The organism is Pseudobutyrivibrio sp. OR37 (assembly GCF_900113655.1).
Classification (GTDB): Bacteria; Bacillota; Clostridia; order Lachnospirales; family Lachnospiraceae; genus Pseudobutyrivibrio.
In genome coordinates, this window is the sequence record NZ_FOQF01000005.1 from 57300 (window position 1) to 76168 (window position 18869).

An 18869-nucleotide genomic window follows, 5' to 3' on the forward strand; every position below is an offset into this window, starting at 1 on the left:
TTTGATTATTATAATAACTTAAACGTTTTAGTTTGTAAATATTCTGATTAAAAAAAACCAGGGAATTTTTTTCCCTGGTTTAAAAACTCAAATTAGTTTTATAGTTTTATAATTCCACGCTTTATAAGAAGGCCAACAACTGCTGCTGCAAGTATTGCTATAAATGCAATTATAAGTGCAACTGGGCTTGATTGAGACTGCTCTCCTGCCTCTGGTGTTTCTTCCTCCTCAATCGTAGTCTCTTCTACTGTCTCTTCGGCTTCTTCTGTGTCTTCTTCTACAGCTTCAGAAGTGTCTTCCACTACTTCATCCTCTGTCTCATCCACAGTTTCTTCAGTAGATGCAGATTCTACAACCTTCTCATCTGCCTTGTTATTCTTATTGCTTGCAGACTGCTTGCCGCCTGTAGTAGGAACCTGTGCATCTGCAATCTGAGTCTGATTTCCTGTAGCTCCTGCAACTGCTGGTGTTGTTGCTGGTGTTGTAGCTGCTGCACCACTACCTGAGCTTGAGCCGCTACCTGAACCTGAGCCACTTCCTGAGCCTGAGCTGCTGCCTGAGCCTGAGCCGCTTCCTGAACCTGAGCCACCAGGTGTTGGTGTAGGTACTACTGGCTCATCCTTTGCAACATTTACAGCTGTTGAATATTCCATTGAAAATCCATCGCTAAGAGCTGTTACCTTTGCTGTAACAATAGCCTTACCCTCTTCATTAGCTGTAGCCTTTCCATCAACAAAGCTTACTGCTACATCATTTGATAAGTATTCAACCTCAACCATCTTTTCAATAGCATCTGGAAGGACGAATAATTCCTGTTCCTCACCTGGCTTCATAGCTAGTGTAGCCTTTGATTCTGGAATCATATCAAATGGGTCTTCATACTCATCTGCTGGTGTAAGTGCTTTGATTGAACTTTCAATGTGAAGAGTTGCATTGTCAATCTCATCGAATGAGGTTGCAGCCTTGGCTTCCTCAATAGCACTACGAAGTCTGTCTGCTGATTCTTCTGTCATGTAAGTAAGGTCATAGCCTTCTGCAGTTTCGATAAGTGCATTCAGATTAGTCTTATCAAATGCATCAACAACAAGCTGAAGCTCTACATGTCCTTTAGTTCCATCCACCTTAACATCTGCTGTTAGTGTAACCTCATGCTTCTTGTTGTCGATAGCAACTACACCCTTCTTTGAAATCACTGATTCGTCAGAAGATTTCCATGTAATTGTGCTACCAAGCACTGATGTAGGAAGTGAAAGGTCATATCTAATCTTGCCTGCCTCTGTATTGCTGCCCTTGATTGCATTAAAGCCACATGCAAGCTCTAAGCTACGCTGAACTCTGCTATTTATGAAGGCTTCTGCAATATCCTCAACAGTGCCTTCGTTCATGGCCTTATTGTAAATCTTGATATCATCAACCTTTCCATCGAAGCATGCATCCCAATTGTTAGCACCAAAAAGGATAGAATCATTTTCACTTCCCAATGGATTGTTGGAGATACCACTTACAACCTGTTCGCCATCTACGTACATTGTAATTTTGCCATCTGTACCAACAATTGCTACCTGTGACCAAACTCCATTTGGAACTGTTGGATTACCTACTGTTGTCCAGCTCATTGGCTGAGCATTTCCAATAGTCTTTACTCCATCTGTTCTTCCCCAGAGCTTGTACTCCTGGTCTGCGCCATCACCTGATAGTGCCAACCAATGCTCCTTATTATGATACCCAAGTAACATCAGCACCTGATTGTCTGCCTGTGATTTGTCTGGGCAAACAGAAAATGTAATTGTAAAGTCTGTTCCATTAATCTTGTTTCCAAGGTCCAAACCAAAATCGTTGAAATCTACAGCCTTGCCATTGATTCCATCTACGTAGGTTATCTCACCGTTATAGGCTCCCATGCCCTTTACAATAGCCTTGGCATCACCAATGCCATCTTCAAAATCGTAGGAAGAAACAAGATTCTTCTCAAATTCCTTATCTGCAGGCTCAACCGGCTTAACATCATCGGTAAACAGTCTGCTTACCTCGTCAGCTGATATGGTACGGTCATAAACCATTACATCGTCAATAAGACCGCTGTAGCAATTATCCCAATTGTTAGCTCCAATGATAATATCCTGATTTTCACCATTCATTACCTCAAGGAACTCATCTGTTGCTAAAAGCTTTCCGTCAAAATATGATTTGTTTTCAGTTCCATCAGCTGTAAGCACGATGTGGTGCCACTCAGTAGCATTATAATCGGCATAGTTTTTTGTAACCCACTTAAATTCAGCACCATTGTTGTACCAGAACTTCAATCTGTTATTATCATCATTTCCAGAAACCGAATACCAAAGCTCTGGGTCATGATATCCAACAAAAACAACTGGTGTATTCACAGGAACCTTTTTCTCTGGCTTTACCCAAAGTGATACTGAATAGTTTTCCCCAAGGTTCTTTGTGTTTAGTTTAACACCATATTTGCCATCAAGTCTTAAGGAATGTCCTGCGATATTTTCATCTCTATTGGCATCGTATTTTACTTCCCCGTTGTAGCCTCCAAGGCCCTTTACAATTGGTGTTGCAAGGCTCTCACCCTTACTGTTTGTAAGGGTGCCGTCATTAAAATCGTACCAAGCCACCAAATGTCTATGTAAAGTATCGGCCTTTGCAATGCTTGCTCCTACAAAGGGTGTTGCCAAAGCAAGTAAAGTGACGCCAGCTATTAGCCCATAAAATCTCTTTTTATTTTTCATCATCATTCTCCTTGCTTCTAATCCTTGTAATCCTTGTCTACTACATTGATAACAACTGTAGTTTCGTATTCGTTACCCATGTATGAATATGTAACCTTAAGCTCCTTCTTGCCTGCAGCTGCTGTTACATCTGCTGGAATTTCAAGCTTAATACCATCCTTGATTGTTACCTTACTTCCGTTATCAAGAGTAGCTCTAATTCTGATATCGCCATCAGAAACAGTCTCACCTACAGCGTACATTCTTACAGTCTTACGAGCCTTTGCTTTTTTAATAGTCTCTGCTGCAAGCTGACCGCCCTCAGCAATCTTTTCTGTATTGAAGCTTGCTGCATTCTTATCAGGTGATTCTGTAAGGATGAGCTTGCCACCTACTGATGCGATATAGTAGCCATGGTAAAGGGCACTTTCAAAGGTTACGCCTCTGCCATTTAAGCCCTTGATTGTTCTGAAGGTCATGGCCTTTGCTTCATCTTTGGTGCCATTTACATCCTGTGAAAGAACCAGATTGTAGCTTCCATCAGCTAAAGCCTTTCCAACTGTCAAATACATACCTGGCTTATAATTAGATTCAAGTGAAACAAGAGCCTCATTGTTCTTATTAAGCTTACCAGGATTGATTTCCCATTCAGCAGTTTCACCATCATATTTGCTGTCACAGCCAACCTTCTTTCCAGTCATTGGATAGTCGCTGTCGCTTAATGTATTTTCAAACTTCTGAACGTAGATAGGATTCTTGTAGTAGTCGTAAATCTTGCTTACTGTTCCTGTTAAACCTACTGCAGTCTTTTTGATGTATGGGATTGTGCCATCCTCATTTACCTTGAACTCCTCGCAGCAAGCAACTCGTCTGAAGCCGCTACCGTGTGGAAGACTTCCATCATGGTAAACGAAATATGTATGTCCCTTGAAATCAAATACTGCCATATGGTTTGTGTTGGATGTTGCTGAAGGCTCCATTACAACACCACCAAAGGTCCACTCGTTGTTAAGGAAGTCCTCTAAGCTGTCGCAGTATGCATAAGCCATCTGCTCACGCCAATCGTAAGCGAAGAACATGTAATAACGGTCCTTGCCATCTACATTGTGCTTGTAGTAATATGGCGCTTCTGTATACTGATGTCCTGAAGGCATTCCATTGATTACACCAACCTTGATATCAGCGTTCTTTTTGTCAGATGCCTTTTCAACTGAAAGCTTATCCTCATCACCATCCTGATCCTTGATAGAAATCATGTCCTCATTCAATTCGCAATTGAAGAAACGAACATTACCCCATCCAAGGATTCTATGCTCTACTCCCTTTTCATCCTTCTCAATCCAGAAGGTTGGGTCGATATCTTCCCAAGTAGATACACCTTTGTAGGTATCTTCATTCTTAACAAGTGGATGTCCAATATCCTTGAAGCCACCTGTTGGTGAATCAGATACTGCAACACCGATGCACTTGCCACCACCGTAGCTGCTCTTTGCCTCTGAGCAATAGTAGAAGTAATACTTGCCGCCGTACTTAACCACCTGACCAGCCCACGCGCTATTCTTGTCCTGTACCCAGCTGATATCAGAATCGTTAAGGAACTCGCCCTCATACTTCCAATTCTTCATATCCTTTGAAGAATAGCATCTCCAATCAGGCATTACATAGCTTTCATTTGTAGATGTGTCGTGTCCAACATAAGCATAAACTGTATCACCATCAACTAAGATAGATGGGTCGCCGCCATAAAGCACATCACCATTTTCATCAAAGCCAAGCATTGGGTTGCCTGATTTACTCTTTTCAAGAGTAACCTCCTCTGCCTCTTCAAAATCGTTCCAGTCACTGCCTGTAAGAGCTGAATATTCATCAGCTGTAATTGGCATTACATAACCGTGACGATATTTAATCTTGTTGTATGAACCAAGCTTGTCATCAGATACGAACTCAAAATCGCCTGATGCCAAATCAGTAGTTACTACTGGATAGTAGCCCTGTCCTCTTTTGAATCTGTCTATGAGCAGGCACCACTGGTCCTTACCTTCTTCATTCTTCTCATTTAACTTGAAGATGATAGGTCCTTCTACTGCATCAACCTTTCCAGGCAATGTCTTATCTAAGAACTTAGAACCTATATCTGTAAACTGACCAAGTACCTTGTCAGCTACATCAATCTTGATTGAGCCGTTTGACTCATTCTTTGTGTAACGATAGTACTTGCCATCGTTACCCTTAATCATTGTTGAATCGATTACCTTGATGATTCTTCCACTGGCATCTCTTCCGCCCTCGTGATAAAGCTGTGGTTCTGTGAAATGAACAAAGTCACGAGTCTTTGCGTAGTAGATTGCGTGGTTCTCATAATCCTGAGTAATCTTTTCATTCTCATCTACCTCTAATCTTGTTGCAGACCAATAAACAACATATTCACCTGTCACATCATCATAAACAAATTCTGGTGCCCATGTGCAGCCAGCGTTTTCAGGAGCTATTTCTGCAAGCCATGGCTTTGACCAGTGAACCAAATCATTTGATTCCCAAACAACTATGCTGTGGCTACCGTTGCTTCCTGCCTGACCCCAGTCTCTGTTATGGTAGATGCTAAGGTCTGTAGAAATCATGTAGAATTTGTCTCCCTCAGGAGTACGAGCAATGTACATATCTCTAAGACCACTTTCACCGATTGTGCTTTCGATGATTGGATTGTTGTTGTTCAAATCCTCCCAGTTGAATCCATCCTTTGAAACTGAGAAGTAAACCTGCTCATCTGTAGCTGCCCCTTCAGTTCCTGTAAAGTGAACGAATAAGTAACCTACATAATCCTCCACTTTCTTTGGTGCTGCCACTACTGTGCAGTTGTATTCCTTTGTAACAGATGTATCACCCTTACTAAAGGTTGCTGTAAGTGTTACATCAGTATTACCCGACTGTCTTGTAACTACACCTGCTGGTGTGCTGTCGTAACCAGCATTAGTCTTTGTCTTTGTGCTGATAATCTTTTCGTCAGATGATGTCCATGAAACTGATACTCCATTTACTTCTGATGGAAGTGAAATGCTGCCTTTAATCTTTTTCATATTAGGAATCACATAGCTGTCTGCTACATATTCCACATCACTGATTTCCTGCAATCTGGCTGTCTTACCTGCTGAATAAAGTCTTGCAACATCGTCAGCCTTATATGCTCTTTCGTATACCTTAACATTGTCAAAATATCCTCTGAAATAATCATCACCTGTGTAGAATGACTTACCCAAATATCCAAGTAAATCCTCACCTAAATCAGAAACCTTAACACCTGTGTTTTTGTTTACACCGATAAGCTTGCCGTCTCTGTAAAGTGACATCTTGTTGCCATCCATTACGATGGTGATGTTAATCCAGGTTCTTGATGTGTTTGGATATTTAGCTGATGTCTCAACCTTCTTTTCGCCGCTACTGCTTTCTGCTGTAATAGCAAGCTTTTCAGCTGTTGGCATTGCCTTGTAGAATAAATACTTTGTATTATCCTGACCAAAGGTGAAGGTGAAGTAATTTCCTGTACGTGTAACCTCATTTACATCAAAGGAAATTGTCATCTTGTCTCTGCCATCAAAGAATCCCTTAGGAAACTCAAGGTATGCATTGTGGCCACCTACATTTGAACTACCATCAAGATAAAGTACCTTACCGTAATCCTTGTCCTCCACAATCTGTCCTTTTACAGCCTTACCGTCGTTACCATTTCCTGATGCATCCTTTACAACATTCTTTTTGATTTCTTCATTGAAGTTGTATTCAAGGACTGGTTCAGCCTTAATCTGCTCACCCTGAACAGTAACCTTAACCTGGAATTTAGCTCCTTCCTTTAAGAACTCCTCATCTGTCATATTGAAGATTGGAAGTCCGTCTCTATCAAAGAACACTGCCTTCACATAAGCATTTCTGCATGGGTCATAAAGTGGATCACCTGTATGTGTAGCATGAGTCTTTGATTCTCTTGCATGATATACAATAACAAGATTTCCATTCTTATCTGTTGTAAATGAGTTGTGTCCTGGACCAGAAACCTCATCATCAAAATCTGAGCTTGTAAGGATTGGATAAGGAAGCTTGGTCCAATTATTTACATCAAGTAAATCTGCCTTTTCATCTGCATACATAAGACCTACGCAATATTCTGAGCCTGTTCCTGATGCAGAGAAGGTCATGTAAACCTTGCCATCCTTGTGGAATACTCCAGGACCTTCGTTTACTTTGTATCTAACAAGCTCCCAAGCAAATTCTGGCTTTGTAATTAGCTTTGCCTTGCTTGTAAGCTGTGTAGGATTTTTAGGATCAATTGTTGCGATAAACAGGTAGCTAAGTCCGTCTGGATTCTGAGTATTTTTTGTTTCATCAGCCCAAACGAGATAGTGCTTTCCGCCTGCCTCAAAATATGTCATATCAAGTGACATTGCATTTAAAATGTTGTCACCGCTAACGGGCTTCACAAGTTCTGGCTTTCCCCACTTATTAGCATCAAGCATGCTTTCCTTCTTAGGATTTCCCTCGAACTTAATCATGAAAGGTCTGATATTAAATGAGGTACCATTTCCTGTGTTGAGACCAGCTGTTGCAACTAAATACCAGCTATCCCCGATTTTGTGCATCTCTGGTGCCCAGATAAATCTGCCTAGCTCCTTTGATGTGTTCTCATCCCAAACCGCAACTTCTTCTGCTGAGCTTAAATCCTGAATTCGCTTTGCACGTCTAAGAATGATTCTGTCGTAACCATCCTTATCACCGTTTCCTACCATAGGATAAGATGCTGTGAAATAGTAGTAACCATCATCCTCGTTGTACACTACATAAGGGTCTGCTCTTTCAGGAACAAGTGGGTCTGCAGCATCAGTGAAGTTTGCTGAGCCTCCCAGAACACCTTCTAGTGTGTAGGTTCCTGGAAGCTCCAAATCTACATTTTCAATACTCTCCTCAGTAAACCTGATGTCGTAATACTTTTCCTCATTATTAGAATACTTTGCCATCAAACTATATTTTAATGAATCGGTGTAAAGACGCTCTCTAAACTCTTCTTCTGTAGTGTTTGCAGGTATTACAATCTCTGGCACAGAATACTTTATAATCTCAGTATTATATGGATTAGTATACTTTTCATATAGCCATCCTGCTTCACTATCTGTAAGGCCAAGCTTGTTTGCATTTACAGCATCTGATGGAGCCGTCTTTACTTCATCAAATGTATATCCTTCGATAAGTACAGCCTTATCAAACTTCTCCATATCCTTTGATGTAACAAGATATGTTCCATCACCAGTCTTAAGATAAATCTCGTAGCGTTCATCAGTAAGGTCGTATAAAGCATCGATGTCTTTTACATTAGAAACAGCTGAACCAGTAGCTACAGATTTTTCATTCTTATAATTAATTAAATCATCTGTTTCATATACAAGCAGATTACCTGATGTGCCATCTGCTGCAACCATGTAAAAGCTCTTACCATCAGCATTTCTAAGTAATACCGGACTCTGATATGCTTTGCTGCCTAACGCTGTGTACATAACAGGCTGATTCTTATGAAGTGGCTTGAATTCTCCATCCACATTCATGGCAATCTTCATACCACCGTCCTGTCCAACAGCAGGTTTGTTGCTAACGTAGGTCTCAATATCATAGCCCTGCTGAAGTACTACAACCTTGAACTCTTTATCCTCTCCGTCAATAGTAGCTGTAAGAATTACTTCCTTGTTCTTCTTTCCTCTTGTAACCTTTCCGTCGTTTGTGATGACATCCTCATTATTTGATTTCCATGATATGCTCTTACCATCATATTCCTTTGGAAGATTAATATCATCTGTCACGTAACCCAAGTTGAGAGAAAAATCAACTTCAGTAGCCTTACCTACCTTCTTATCAAGAAAGGCCTTATAAAGATCAGCCACGTCACTGTCTGTAAGCTTACCCTGATAAATCTTGTAGTTATCAAGATATGCTCTACAGTATTCTCCTGAACCCCAGTTGGCTTTTCCAATATAAGTAATAGGATTAGCTCCTAGGATATCCTCAAGCTTGTTGTCTGAGCTAAAGCTTGATTTCTTTTCACCATCTACATAAACTACTGTTTCATCCTGAGAATAAACAACATCTATGTGGGTCCATGTGTTAATTGCAATAGGTGTGTTTGTGGTTCCGTTTTCTCTACCGTTTTTAAAATGCTCGATAGTTAGCTTTGAATTGATGTTAGCTGCACCAAGGTAATATTCTGGACTTGACTGTGGGTTCTCATTTGGGGCTGAGTAGAATAACCAGTCTGTTCCAGTTCTTCCAATATTTGCATCAAATGAAATAGAAACAGATTTTAATCCTGCAAGCAGGCTGTCTCCATTTTCCTTGGTAACATTAAGGAATTGCTTTTTACCATCAGAAAGCGAAATAGCCTTTCCACTTTCACCAAAGCTATCTACAACAGAATAAGTACCTGTTGCCTTAGCACCGCCGCCTGTAATGGCTGCATTATCTTCGAGGTTTTCAAAGTCAAAATCTGCAATCAGCTTTAACTTATCTTCATCCTCTTCTTTCTCTTCTTTTTCCTTTAACAGTTTTTCTTCTTCAAGTAGCTCTTTCTCATCAAGCTCAGCATTTTCATCTTCTTCAGCTTCTTCATCAACATCCTTTTGGGCTTCATTATCGTCTGTTGATTCGTCTGCTACATCTTCTGCTGAGGAATCAGAGGCAGGAACTTCTTTGGCATCCTCAGAAGGTTGGCTTGTTTCTTCCTCAGATGCTTGTGATTCTTCTTGTGATTTTTCTTCAGAAGATTCTTCTTGTTTGGTCTCTCCAGCTTCAGTTGCCTGCACTAAAGAAAGACCTGAGCCAGGTGTAAACCCTGACCAGGCCATTGAAAGTGCAAGAGCTGTAGCTAAGAGACGCTTAAAGTTCTCTTTTTGCATCATCACTATTCCCCCAATTAAAAATTAAGACAAAAGTCCTTTGTTACACCATAGAAAAAGATCCCCCAATCCCTTAATCTATGGCAGTTCGTGATAATATAGTAGCCTCAGCTTTATTTTAAGTAAATAGAAATTTCTTCACACTTTTATAAAAATAATCGTAAAAAATCCAACCTCTATACTAAAAGGTTGGATTTTGTACGTGTACATAGATCCTAAAGGACTTACAACTGTTCTAATCTGGATCATCTGGATAGCAACCGTCCTCTTTTCCGCCATTTCCTCCTATAACACATAAACAAGCATTAACATAGGAATATGAATATCCAGGTTTAGCTCTTCCGCCTCCTCCGACAACACAAGCACATGCATAATGATGACTATCTTCTAATCCTCCTCCAACTGCAGGGCATACACATCTTTTTCCCCCTGTGGTAGCAGCAAGCTCATCCATCGACATTTCTGTCAATTCATCTTCTTGCTTTAGATCATCAGCCTCTATAGTAATTCCACGTTCTAACGCCATACTAATAATAGTTTCAGCGTCAGCATTTTGTAATTTTTCGATAGTATCGTTACCTTCGTTTGAAACAACTTCCATGAATTTATTAACACTCTCTTTCATTAGATATCGCTCCTTTCCACTTTTAAATATTCTTCCACCCCGTAACAAACTGCTTCTGGTCTTAGTTTTGATATCTTATCTATAATTTTTGTGAGCCAACCGTCTCTATAAATCTTGCAAGTCATTTCATCTACAGCCAGAACATCATCACGATGAAACATCATGGCGCTTGCTCGGCATCCACCTAGACATAATGATTTATACTTACAATCAATGCACTTTTCATTTCGAGCTATTATCTCTTCTACTCTGGTATCAATCAATTTCATGTAAGAAGAATCAACCAAACAGTCTCTAAGGCCCATTTCCTGAACAAGAGGGTATTGATTTTGGAATTCATCTGACATGCTTGCCATGCCCATGCAAGTTTCCGCTCTGCCTTCGGCTGATATGTACATTGTATTTCTCGCGTGTACACACATACTTGCCCTCATTGGATTCTCGTAGATATGAACAGCTGGTAATTCATAAAAATCAGGTTCACCACCGTCTGCATAAAAAAATCCACCTAAATGTACAAGTATATTCGGTAAATCCTGGTAGAAAGAGTCAATATACTCGTAATAAACATTGAATACCTCATCTTCTGTCATTGACAGGGCGTTACCATAGTTTCCATCTTTCCATGCACCAGTATCTGATATTGGATTTACTTTTAGACTGCGACACCCCATCTGTGTCAGATCGTTTATGCTTTCACGTAAAGAGCCTGCATTATCTTTCCATAAACACATTTCAGCACCAGTTGGAAAACCACGTCTTTGGCACAACAAAAATGCTTTTCTCACAGCCTGCTCAGCCCCTGGAATACCTCTCAACCAATCATGATGTCCTGTTCCATCAAAACTCATATTGATTTCAGGGTGAATACCTCGTTTTTCCAACTCATCGAGAAATTTCTCATTTACAAGAAAACCATTTGAATAGATTTGAGTAATGAGTATTTCTCTTTCAAGTAATCCATCCACAATGTCCCAAAAGTCTGAACGTACAAGGGCTTCACCACCTGTCAAAGTGCATCTAAGTACCCCACAATTCCCCATATCATTAACAATTTTCAATATTTGCTCATGGGTCAGTTCGCCATATTTAGCATCTGGGGCTGACATATAGCAGTGTTTGCATTTACAGTTGCATTTGCCAGTTATCGACCAATGCACTGTGTTCATATAGCGATTATTGTAAAAAATATATTTTTGTTTTTCTTTGAGCTCTGAGCCTTTTTCACACTCTGATACGACACCCTCTTTTACCAATTGTTCTACAAGTTTACGTTGATCATCAGTAATAATAGGAATAGAAAAATCTATTTTTCCATTACACATTTCAAGAGTATCTAATATAAATTTGTTAACAAACTGAGCTCGTCCATATTTTCTATCTATAATTGCGTATGGTAATTTTTCCCAGCCACAAAGCCTATATCGTTCATTCAGCAGATAATACATCGCTAACTCTCCTTATTTATGATGCACCGCCTCCGCCTACTCCAGGGCACCTACAAAAACCTGCTAGCTTTTTATGTTTTTTATCATAATAGAATTGTCCACCTCCTCCAATAACACATCCACAGCCTCCATAAAAGCCATCACCTGATGCACCTGCACCTGCACCTAAACAAGCGCATGCAGTTGCGCCACCAGATACAGCTTCTAATTCATTTTCATCAAGCTCTGAGGTCTCTAAGTTAAAGTCTTCTTTGACAAGATTGATACCATAACTTTTGGCAATCTCAATGCTGGCCGTGATTACACCTTCTTTATCGTCTTCATTTAGTGACTTTAATTTCTTTTGGGCTTCCTCATCTTCACCTAGCATTTCCAGATACTTATTCATTTCCTCTCTCATAGTAAAACCTCCTTTTTGCTGCCTTGTACTATAATTCTAAATAAATAATAATATAATTATTATCACAAAAATGTCACACTACTGTCCGTCTAATTGCTGTCGTTTTACAAGTTCTGCAAAAAACTGCTGCTTGGCTATTAGCTCCTCATAAGTACCAGATTCAACTATTTGCCCATTATTAATCACAATTATTTTATTACAATTCTTAATGGTTGATAATCTATGAGCAATTACGATTCTTGTACATCCCATTTTATCCAAAGCGTCGGAAACCTTTTTTTGTGTTATGTTGTCCAAAGCACTAGTAGCTTCATCAAAAAATAGTATTTTGGGTCTTGTGGCTATTGCTCTGGCAATCATAATCCTCTGTCTTTGACCTCCCGAGATACCTCCCTGACCTTCTGTTATCATTGTCTTCATTTTCATTGGCATCTTTTTAATATCATCTGCAATGCCTGCTATTTCTGCAGCTTGCCAGGCTTCATCTTCTGTCAAATCTGGATTTGTAATTGCAATATTTGAATAAATATCTCCTTGGAATAGAGCCGAATCCTGCATAACTGTCCCAATTTTCCTTCTTAATGATGGCAAATCCATGGTGTCAATATTTTGATTGTCGTAATAAATTGCACCCATCTGAGGATGTTCTAGTCCAAGCAGCAATCTTATTAATGTTGACTTGCCACATCCAGTTTTTCCTACAATAGCAATATAATCCCCAGGCTTTACTTTTAAAGATAAGTTCTTAAACACATATTGTGAATCATCATTATATTTGAAACTTAAATTCTCCACTGTTATCATTCCGGAAACGTTATTTACAAGTTGTTTTTCAGCCTCCATCTCAGGCTCAGTTTTTAAAAATGGGGTGGCCATTTCGAGAATAGGCTTTATTTGAGCAAATGAATCAGTCACTGAAGAAACCGAGTCAAAAGCCCCCATAAGCATTCCGAAGGATGCCATAAATGCATAGTAATAAGACTGATTTAGATTACTTTTCACCGCAATGTAATATATAACAATAGTTGAAAATAAATTTATTCCAGCAAAAAAGACGGCGTTTGCCTTTATAAATAAAGGCGGATTATACTGATATTTAGCTTCCTCCGCATATGCCATAAGCCATTTAGAATAAGCTCTCTTCTCTGATCCTGACAGCTTTAGTTTTTTTATACCTGAAATAAACTGATATGAAAGTCCGGCAGTTTTCGCTTGTCTCTTCAATAACTCTCTATCAACTTTCATCTGTATCATACTAGTGGAAACTAAAAAAAATAGTGTGATTAGTACAATAAAAATTGCTGGTACCGTAAGTGATTTTGCAAAACTAAATATCTGGAATATATACAAAAGTGATACAAAGGCAGTAAGGCTGGAGCCCATTATTATGTCTACAAGTGTGTTACATAATTGGTTAACTGCCAATGAACGATTACATAGCTCGCCAGGACTATACTTTCTGAAAAATCCAGACGGTAAGCTCATAATCCTCATCATCATTGCGGACTCAACATTAACGGATATTTTTGTCTTAATACGGCTTTGCAGTAATGTTTTTATCCCTTCGAATAATTGATAGGATACAGTAATACAAATCATACATATTACTAAACTAACAATGTATGATGATTCTTTTATTTCGAGAATAGGCCCAACCAATATCCTTGCAAATTCTGGCAAAAACATACTTGTAGCGGTTGCCATAAAACTGCATAGTACTATATATACCAAATCATTTAAATAGAGACTTTGCCTCATAAAGACTAATAAATCAATGATGTTCATCTTTTTATTAGGCAGTGGTCTATATAAATGATATGCTTCTACCTCAAATAGTCCCGCATTATTATTGTTAACCCATTCTCGTTTTTTCGTAAAAGGGTTTTCAAACCTATATGCGATGTTACCTGGTATTAAAACCACTGGTACATTAAATTCCTTAGTAAAAGCAAGTATTGGGCCAAAGGCATCTTTATACCATCCTTCAGTGAGCTTTATTTTTCTTTTCATTATTCCTCTTGATTTAAGAATGTAATCAAACTCACTATCTACATCAATCATTTCCTTTGACACATCAATTGGTCTAAGATGATAAAATCTCATTATTTCATCAATATTACCCTTGATTACCTGTCTTTTATCCTGTATTTTCTCGGCCTGTTCCCCACCTAAAATTGACGAGATTACTTTTTTGTATGCATCTTCTAATAATTGCTGATCAGCCGCCTGCCTTTCCTCAATTTGGTTTTTAAACCACCCCATTTACATGCCCCCTATTCATTCCTTATAAGTTCCATGTATAAACCATTTAGTTTTATCAGTTCCTCATGAGTTCCTCGCTCAGCAATCATACCTTTATCCAGTACAACGATTTCATCACAATCTCTGATTGTAGAAAGACGATGTGCGATTACGATACAGGTAATTCCTCTATTTCGTATTGCCTCCACAACCTTGTGCTCAGTCAACGCATCTAAGGCTGATGTTGCTTCGTCAAGAATGATAATTGATGGATCCTGGGCTAGAACACGGGCAATTTCTAGCCTTTGCTTTTGACCTCCGGAAAGATTTTTACCACCATACTCTAACCTATGTTTATAATGATCTGGAAGAGCCATTATTTCATCATGCAATGCGGCATCTCTAGCTGCTAAAATCATTTCAAAATCCTTAATTGACTCATCCCACATTTTAATGTTGTTTTCTATTGAATCCTCAAAAAGGGTAATGTCCTGATCTACTACGGCAATTGAGCCTACCATGGTTTCACGGGGATATTCATTTCTTGTTTTTCCATCAAACAATATTTCACCTGACCATATTTTATATAACCCCGCAATAAGACTGGACATTGTAGATTTTCCGCAACCTGATGCACCTACAATTGCTATACTTTGCCCTGCCTTAATCGAAAGAGAAAAATCCTTTATAAACGGCTCATCTAGCCTGGCATATCCAAAAGAAATATTTTTTATCTCGATATTCCCTGACAATTTGTTTAGATTATTGTCATTTCTGACTTCGCTATTATCATTTTCGTCACTCGGATAGGAAATGACATCTTCTACTCTCTCAATGTTTGTTCGCATTTCCTGCATTGTTTTGCCTGCCTGAATAAGTTGTTCCGCTGGATTAATAAATGAACTTAAAAATCCCTGAAACATAACTACAGCACCAATCGAAAATTTGCCCTCAATAGTCAGTAATACACCTAAAATAAGGACAATATAATTTGCCATGATATCAAGTACAGTTGGTATTAGACTTAAAAAAGTTGTGGTCTTTATTAATTTGACAGTTTGTTCATTTATAGAAGCCTGAATTCCAGCCCATTTTTGAAAAAATACCTCCTCAGAGCCACTTGCCTTTATTGTTTCAATAAGATTAATTCCTGTAACTGTAGCTCCTATCAGTTTTCCCGAATCTCGCATTAAAATTCGGGTAATATTAATTCTTTTGTCGGCAATTATTTTAGATATTGCTACATTTATAGCTACTGTTATAATTCCGATAGATGCCAACATTACGCTCTGCTTTACCATTAATACTAGATAGAAAATCATCATTACGGAATTTAATAACAAAGGAGTAAAAGTTTCTATTATAGATGAAGAAATATTTGCACTAAGATTTGCCCTAGATTGAATGTCTCCAGCCAATCTTTGAGAAAAGAATTCCATTGGAAGTCTTAGAACCTTCCACATATAAGTTGTATTTCCAACAACAGCCATTTTTCCATCTATCTTTATGGAATAGATTGCATTAATCCACATAACAACCAACTGAACGATAGAAAAAACAATCAACACACCCATAAATGGTTTTAACCATTCTGGATTTTCTCCAGTCAAAATTCTATCTATGAATATACGTGCTGTTACAGAATTGAAAATGCCAAATAAATATGCAATCGCTGTTGTGAGCATCAAAAAAAATGTGGCAACGCCTGTTCCCACAAGCCTTTTTCTTGCGTAATCAAGTGTACTTTTGGGTTTTCCTTCTGGAACAAAATCTTCTGATGGAGTCGGTATTATAACAACGCCACTAAATGATTTTTTAAACTCCTTCTCCGATAACCTTACAGTCCCTCTTGCTGGATCGTTTATATAGGCCCACTTTCCTTTAAATCCGCAAAGTACAACAAAATGACAGAAATTCCAGTGTATTATACATGGAAAACTTGCCTGAGTTATTATGGCATTAGCGCTCATTCTATAAGCTTTTACGTTAAACCCATAATATTTTGCCGCATCAGCCATATTTTTAGCATTGGAACCATCTCGTGAAACTCCACAGTCCAAGCGTACCTGTTCTAATGGCACCCATTTCCCGTAATACGCCATAACCATAGCCAACGCAGCTGCACCACATTCAAGCATCTCCAACTGAATAATAACTGGAACTTTTGCTACACCTTTTGTAATTGGTTGTCTAATCTTTTTAATGTCCATTTTACTCCTTGCTGCTAAACAAAAAATCTACAGGACTTGTTTTGTCTTTTACAATAGTTCCGTCATACTTTCCATCAGGTAGAATAACCTCTGCCAATCCAACTGGTCTATCATATTCATCAAATTTCACTGAGGCTATAGTAAATTTATCGCTTGGAATTTCTACAGTATCACCTGCCTGTATACTGTAATCGCCCATTACTACTACACTAGCCAAATGATCCTCTACTACGATTTTAGCTGCTACTGTTGTCTCAAGAGTTCCTGTGGAAGCCCATAAAAATAGGCCTATAAACATTAATGCTACTGAAAAGAGCACAATCCACACTCCTATGTTTGTTATTCTTAAATAGGATGAAAGCTCATCTGGAGTCGTAATTTTGCTGTTATTAGGATCTTCCTTACTATGATTTTTCCTCATGTTTTTTACCCATTTTGAAATTTGATGATTATAATTTTTTATTGTAGCAATATAATGTTAAAAATTAATGATTTATCACGAAAAAAGGAGCAAACCCTCACTCACTTTGAGGTTGCTCCTTTTATCTTAATAAATTATTTACTAAAACTTCCCACATATGAAAGTGAAAGATTTCCACTCTCTACAGTAACATCCACCATTGCACCAGAAATAATCGGCATGGCTGGTGGAAGATGTCCCACATCTGCATCCATAACAATTGGCACATTGTATTTGCCAAGGATTCCTGTTACTGCATTGTATTGATCAAGCCTCATCAGCTCCTGCTTATATGCTGCAAGAGGTCGGCCTATGATAAAGCCCTTTGCATATTTAAACCAGCCTGCTCTATCAAGATTCCACAGAGCACGTCTGATAGACATTACATTAAGGTCGCAGGCCTCCAAAAACCAGATGATGCCATCCTCCTTATACTTTTCGTTGAATTCAGCTACATTATCATATTTTGTTCCCACCAGATTAGCCAGACAATCCAGGCAGCCGCCTGTTAATCTTCCGCTAAATTCTGGAAGGCGATTCATTTCGCTTTCACCCATGAAAAGCCTTAGCTCTTTTGTCTCTGTAAGATTATAGGCTGCATAAGGATGCTCCTCATCCTTTAAAGACTCCAGCTCAAACTTATCATAGCCCGATACCTTATCAAGCTTTCCTGTTAAAGCCTTTATTGCATCCTCAAGTGCTGGATGCAATTCATGCATTCCAAAAGCACCTACGCATGGCCCGTAAATGGAAGCTGTGTCGCAGATTGTATTTAGCAGGAATGTAAAATTGGTATTATCAGAATAACCCATATACCACTTTGGCTCTGCCTTTTTTATAGCTTCAAAATCTACATAATCAAGGGTTTCACACATGAGTTCTCCACCACCGCAGGAAATCAAAACATCATTATCCCCACTGCAGTAATACTCTGTAAGCTCCTTGCCACAGTTTTCTGGAGTGGAGCTGATGCCGATACCATCATCCTTTCGGCAGTTTGGGCCTTCTGCAATCTTATAGCCCATTTTCTCAAAACGCTTTATAGCTGCGTCAAGGCAGCTTTTGTATGGCTCAAAGGTACAGCCAAAGGAAGGAGCTACCAAGCCGATAACTCCTTCCTCTTTTAAATACTCTGGATATTTCATGCAACTTTACTCTTTCTATTAATGTAGTCCGCCTGTTACGTTATAGGGTCATACTTATTGCTCCCAGCAGCTCCTCTACCTCTTCGTCGGTTGGGATGCCGTCGTAGCATAGGGCATAGTCTATTAGCTGTTCGAAAGCGCTTCGTCGGCTTTCTTCTAATGGGAATAATTCGAAGATTGGCTGGCGCCAGCGACCTAGCATTTCGTTTAGCTCACCAAGCTTTGGTGTGAGGGTTTCTTTTTCCTTGTTTCGTAAAAACTGTGTAAGGGATGGGCTGTTCCCACCACTTGAAAATGCCCCTACAAGATTCTGCTCCTTTAAATAAGAGCCGAAGGTAAAGGTGCATTTAGTTTTATCATCCACTACATTTACTGGAATACCGCCTTCTTTACACATCATTGAAATCTGGGCGTTTAATTCCTCATCGTTTGTAGCAACTACTACAAGCTTTCGCTCCTGCAAATCAAGAGGAGTAAACTCTCTCTGCTCTAACAAAAGATGATCCGTCTCCTCTGATAAAGCAGCCAAATCCATTGATATTTCCCTGGCGATAACGTGAACCCTTGCACCAAAATCCAAAAGTACTTTTACCTTTTGAAGAGCAACCTTACCACCACCAATTACAAGACAATTAGTATCTGTTATATCAACAAACATTGGAAAATATGCCATAGTCTCCTCCTTACAAAGATA

The 18869-nt window shown here is 39.1% G+C and carries 10 protein-coding genes; all 10 read right to left on the minus strand.

Going from position 1 to position 18869, the window contains the following annotated elements; translation table 11 throughout:
- Positions 1–98: 98 nt before the first annotated feature.
- Entirely contained in the window at positions 99–2741 is a 2643-nt protein-coding gene (locus BM097_RS03880) for a LamG domain-containing protein (RefSeq protein WP_177197359.1), read from the minus strand.
- Between the two features lie 17 nt (positions 2742–2758).
- Complete coding sequence (locus BM097_RS03885) at positions 2759–9649, minus strand: family 43 glycosylhydrolase (RefSeq protein WP_090546078.1); 6891 nt, start codon at positions 9647–9649, stop codon at positions 2759–2761.
- Positions 9650–9881: 232 nt separating this feature from the next.
- Positions 9882–10271, minus strand: coding sequence for a hypothetical protein (locus tag BM097_RS03890; protein ID WP_090546080.1), 390 nt, complete (start codon positions 10269–10271; stop codon positions 9882–9884).
- Positions 10271–11719: a radical SAM/SPASM domain-containing protein gene (locus BM097_RS03895; RefSeq protein WP_090546082.1), complete on the minus strand. Its 1449-nt coding sequence runs from the start codon at positions 11717–11719 to the stop codon at positions 10271–10273. Before BM097_RS03895 ends, BM097_RS03890 begins: the two co-directional genes overlap by 1 nt.
- A 16-nt stretch (positions 11720–11735) precedes the next feature.
- Positions 11736–12119 (minus strand): hypothetical protein, encoded by a 384-nt coding sequence (locus tag BM097_RS03900; RefSeq protein ID WP_090546084.1) that lies wholly within the window; start codon positions 12117–12119, stop codon positions 11736–11738.
- A 78-nt stretch (positions 12120–12197) separates the two neighbouring features.
- The gene (locus tag BM097_RS03905) at positions 12198–14381 is read right to left on the minus strand and encodes an ATP-binding cassette domain-containing protein (protein WP_090546086.1); all 2184 of its coding nucleotides are present in this window, start codon (positions 14379–14381) and stop codon (positions 12198–12200) included.
- 11 nt (positions 14382–14392) lie between these two features.
- On the minus strand, positions 14393–16570 hold the full coding sequence (locus BM097_RS03910; protein WP_090546088.1) for an NHLP family bacteriocin export ABC transporter peptidase/permease/ATPase subunit: 2178 nt from the start codon (positions 16568–16570) through the stop codon (positions 14393–14395).
- Between the two features lies 1 nt (position 16571).
- Entirely contained in the window at positions 16572–16991 is a 420-nt protein-coding gene (locus BM097_RS03915; RefSeq protein ID WP_090546090.1) for a hypothetical protein, read from the minus strand.
- Between the two features lie 134 nt (positions 16992–17125).
- Positions 17126–18175, minus strand: coding sequence for a S66 family peptidase (locus BM097_RS03920; RefSeq protein WP_090546093.1), 1050 nt, complete (start codon positions 18173–18175; stop codon positions 17126–17128).
- Between the two features lie 40 nt (positions 18176–18215).
- On the minus strand, positions 18216–18848 hold the full coding sequence (locus BM097_RS03925; RefSeq protein WP_090546095.1) for a precorrin-2 dehydrogenase/sirohydrochlorin ferrochelatase family protein: 633 nt from the start codon (positions 18846–18848) through the stop codon (positions 18216–18218).
- Positions 18849–18869: the final 21 nt, after the last annotated feature.

Coding starts and splice junctions, on each gene's coding strand:
- BM097_RS03925 (WP_090546095.1), bottom strand. CDS start 18,848: ATGGCATATTTTCCAATGTTTGTTGATATAACAGATACTAATTGTCTT.
- BM097_RS03905 (WP_090546086.1), bottom strand. CDS start 14,381: ATGGGGTGGTTTAAAAACCAAATTGAGGAAAGGCAGGCGGCTGATCAG.
- BM097_RS03895 (WP_090546082.1), bottom strand. CDS start 11,719: ATGTATTATCTGCTGAATGAACGATATAGGCTTTGTGGCTGGGAAAAA.
- BM097_RS03915 (WP_090546090.1), bottom strand. CDS start 16,991: ATGAGGAAAAATCATAGTAAGGAAGATCCTAATAACAGCAAAATTACG.
- BM097_RS03880 (WP_177197359.1), bottom strand. CDS start 2,741: ATGAAAAATAAAAAGAGATTTTATGGGCTAATAGCTGGCGTCACTTTA.
- BM097_RS03910 (WP_090546088.1), bottom strand. CDS start 16,570: ATGGACATTAAAAAGATTAGACAACCAATTACAAAAGGTGTAGCAAAA.
- BM097_RS03900 (WP_090546084.1), bottom strand. CDS start 12,119: ATGAGAGAGGAAATGAATAAGTATCTGGAAATGCTAGGTGAAGATGAG.
- BM097_RS03920 (WP_090546093.1), bottom strand. CDS start 18,175: ATGAAATATCCAGAGTATTTAAAAGAGGAAGGAGTTATCGGCTTGGTA.
- BM097_RS03890 (WP_090546080.1), bottom strand. CDS start 10,271: ATGAAAGAGAGTGTTAATAAATTCATGGAAGTTGTTTCAAACGAAGGT.
- BM097_RS03885 (WP_090546078.1), bottom strand. CDS start 9,649: ATGATGCAAAAAGAGAACTTTAAGCGTCTCTTAGCTACAGCTCTTGCA.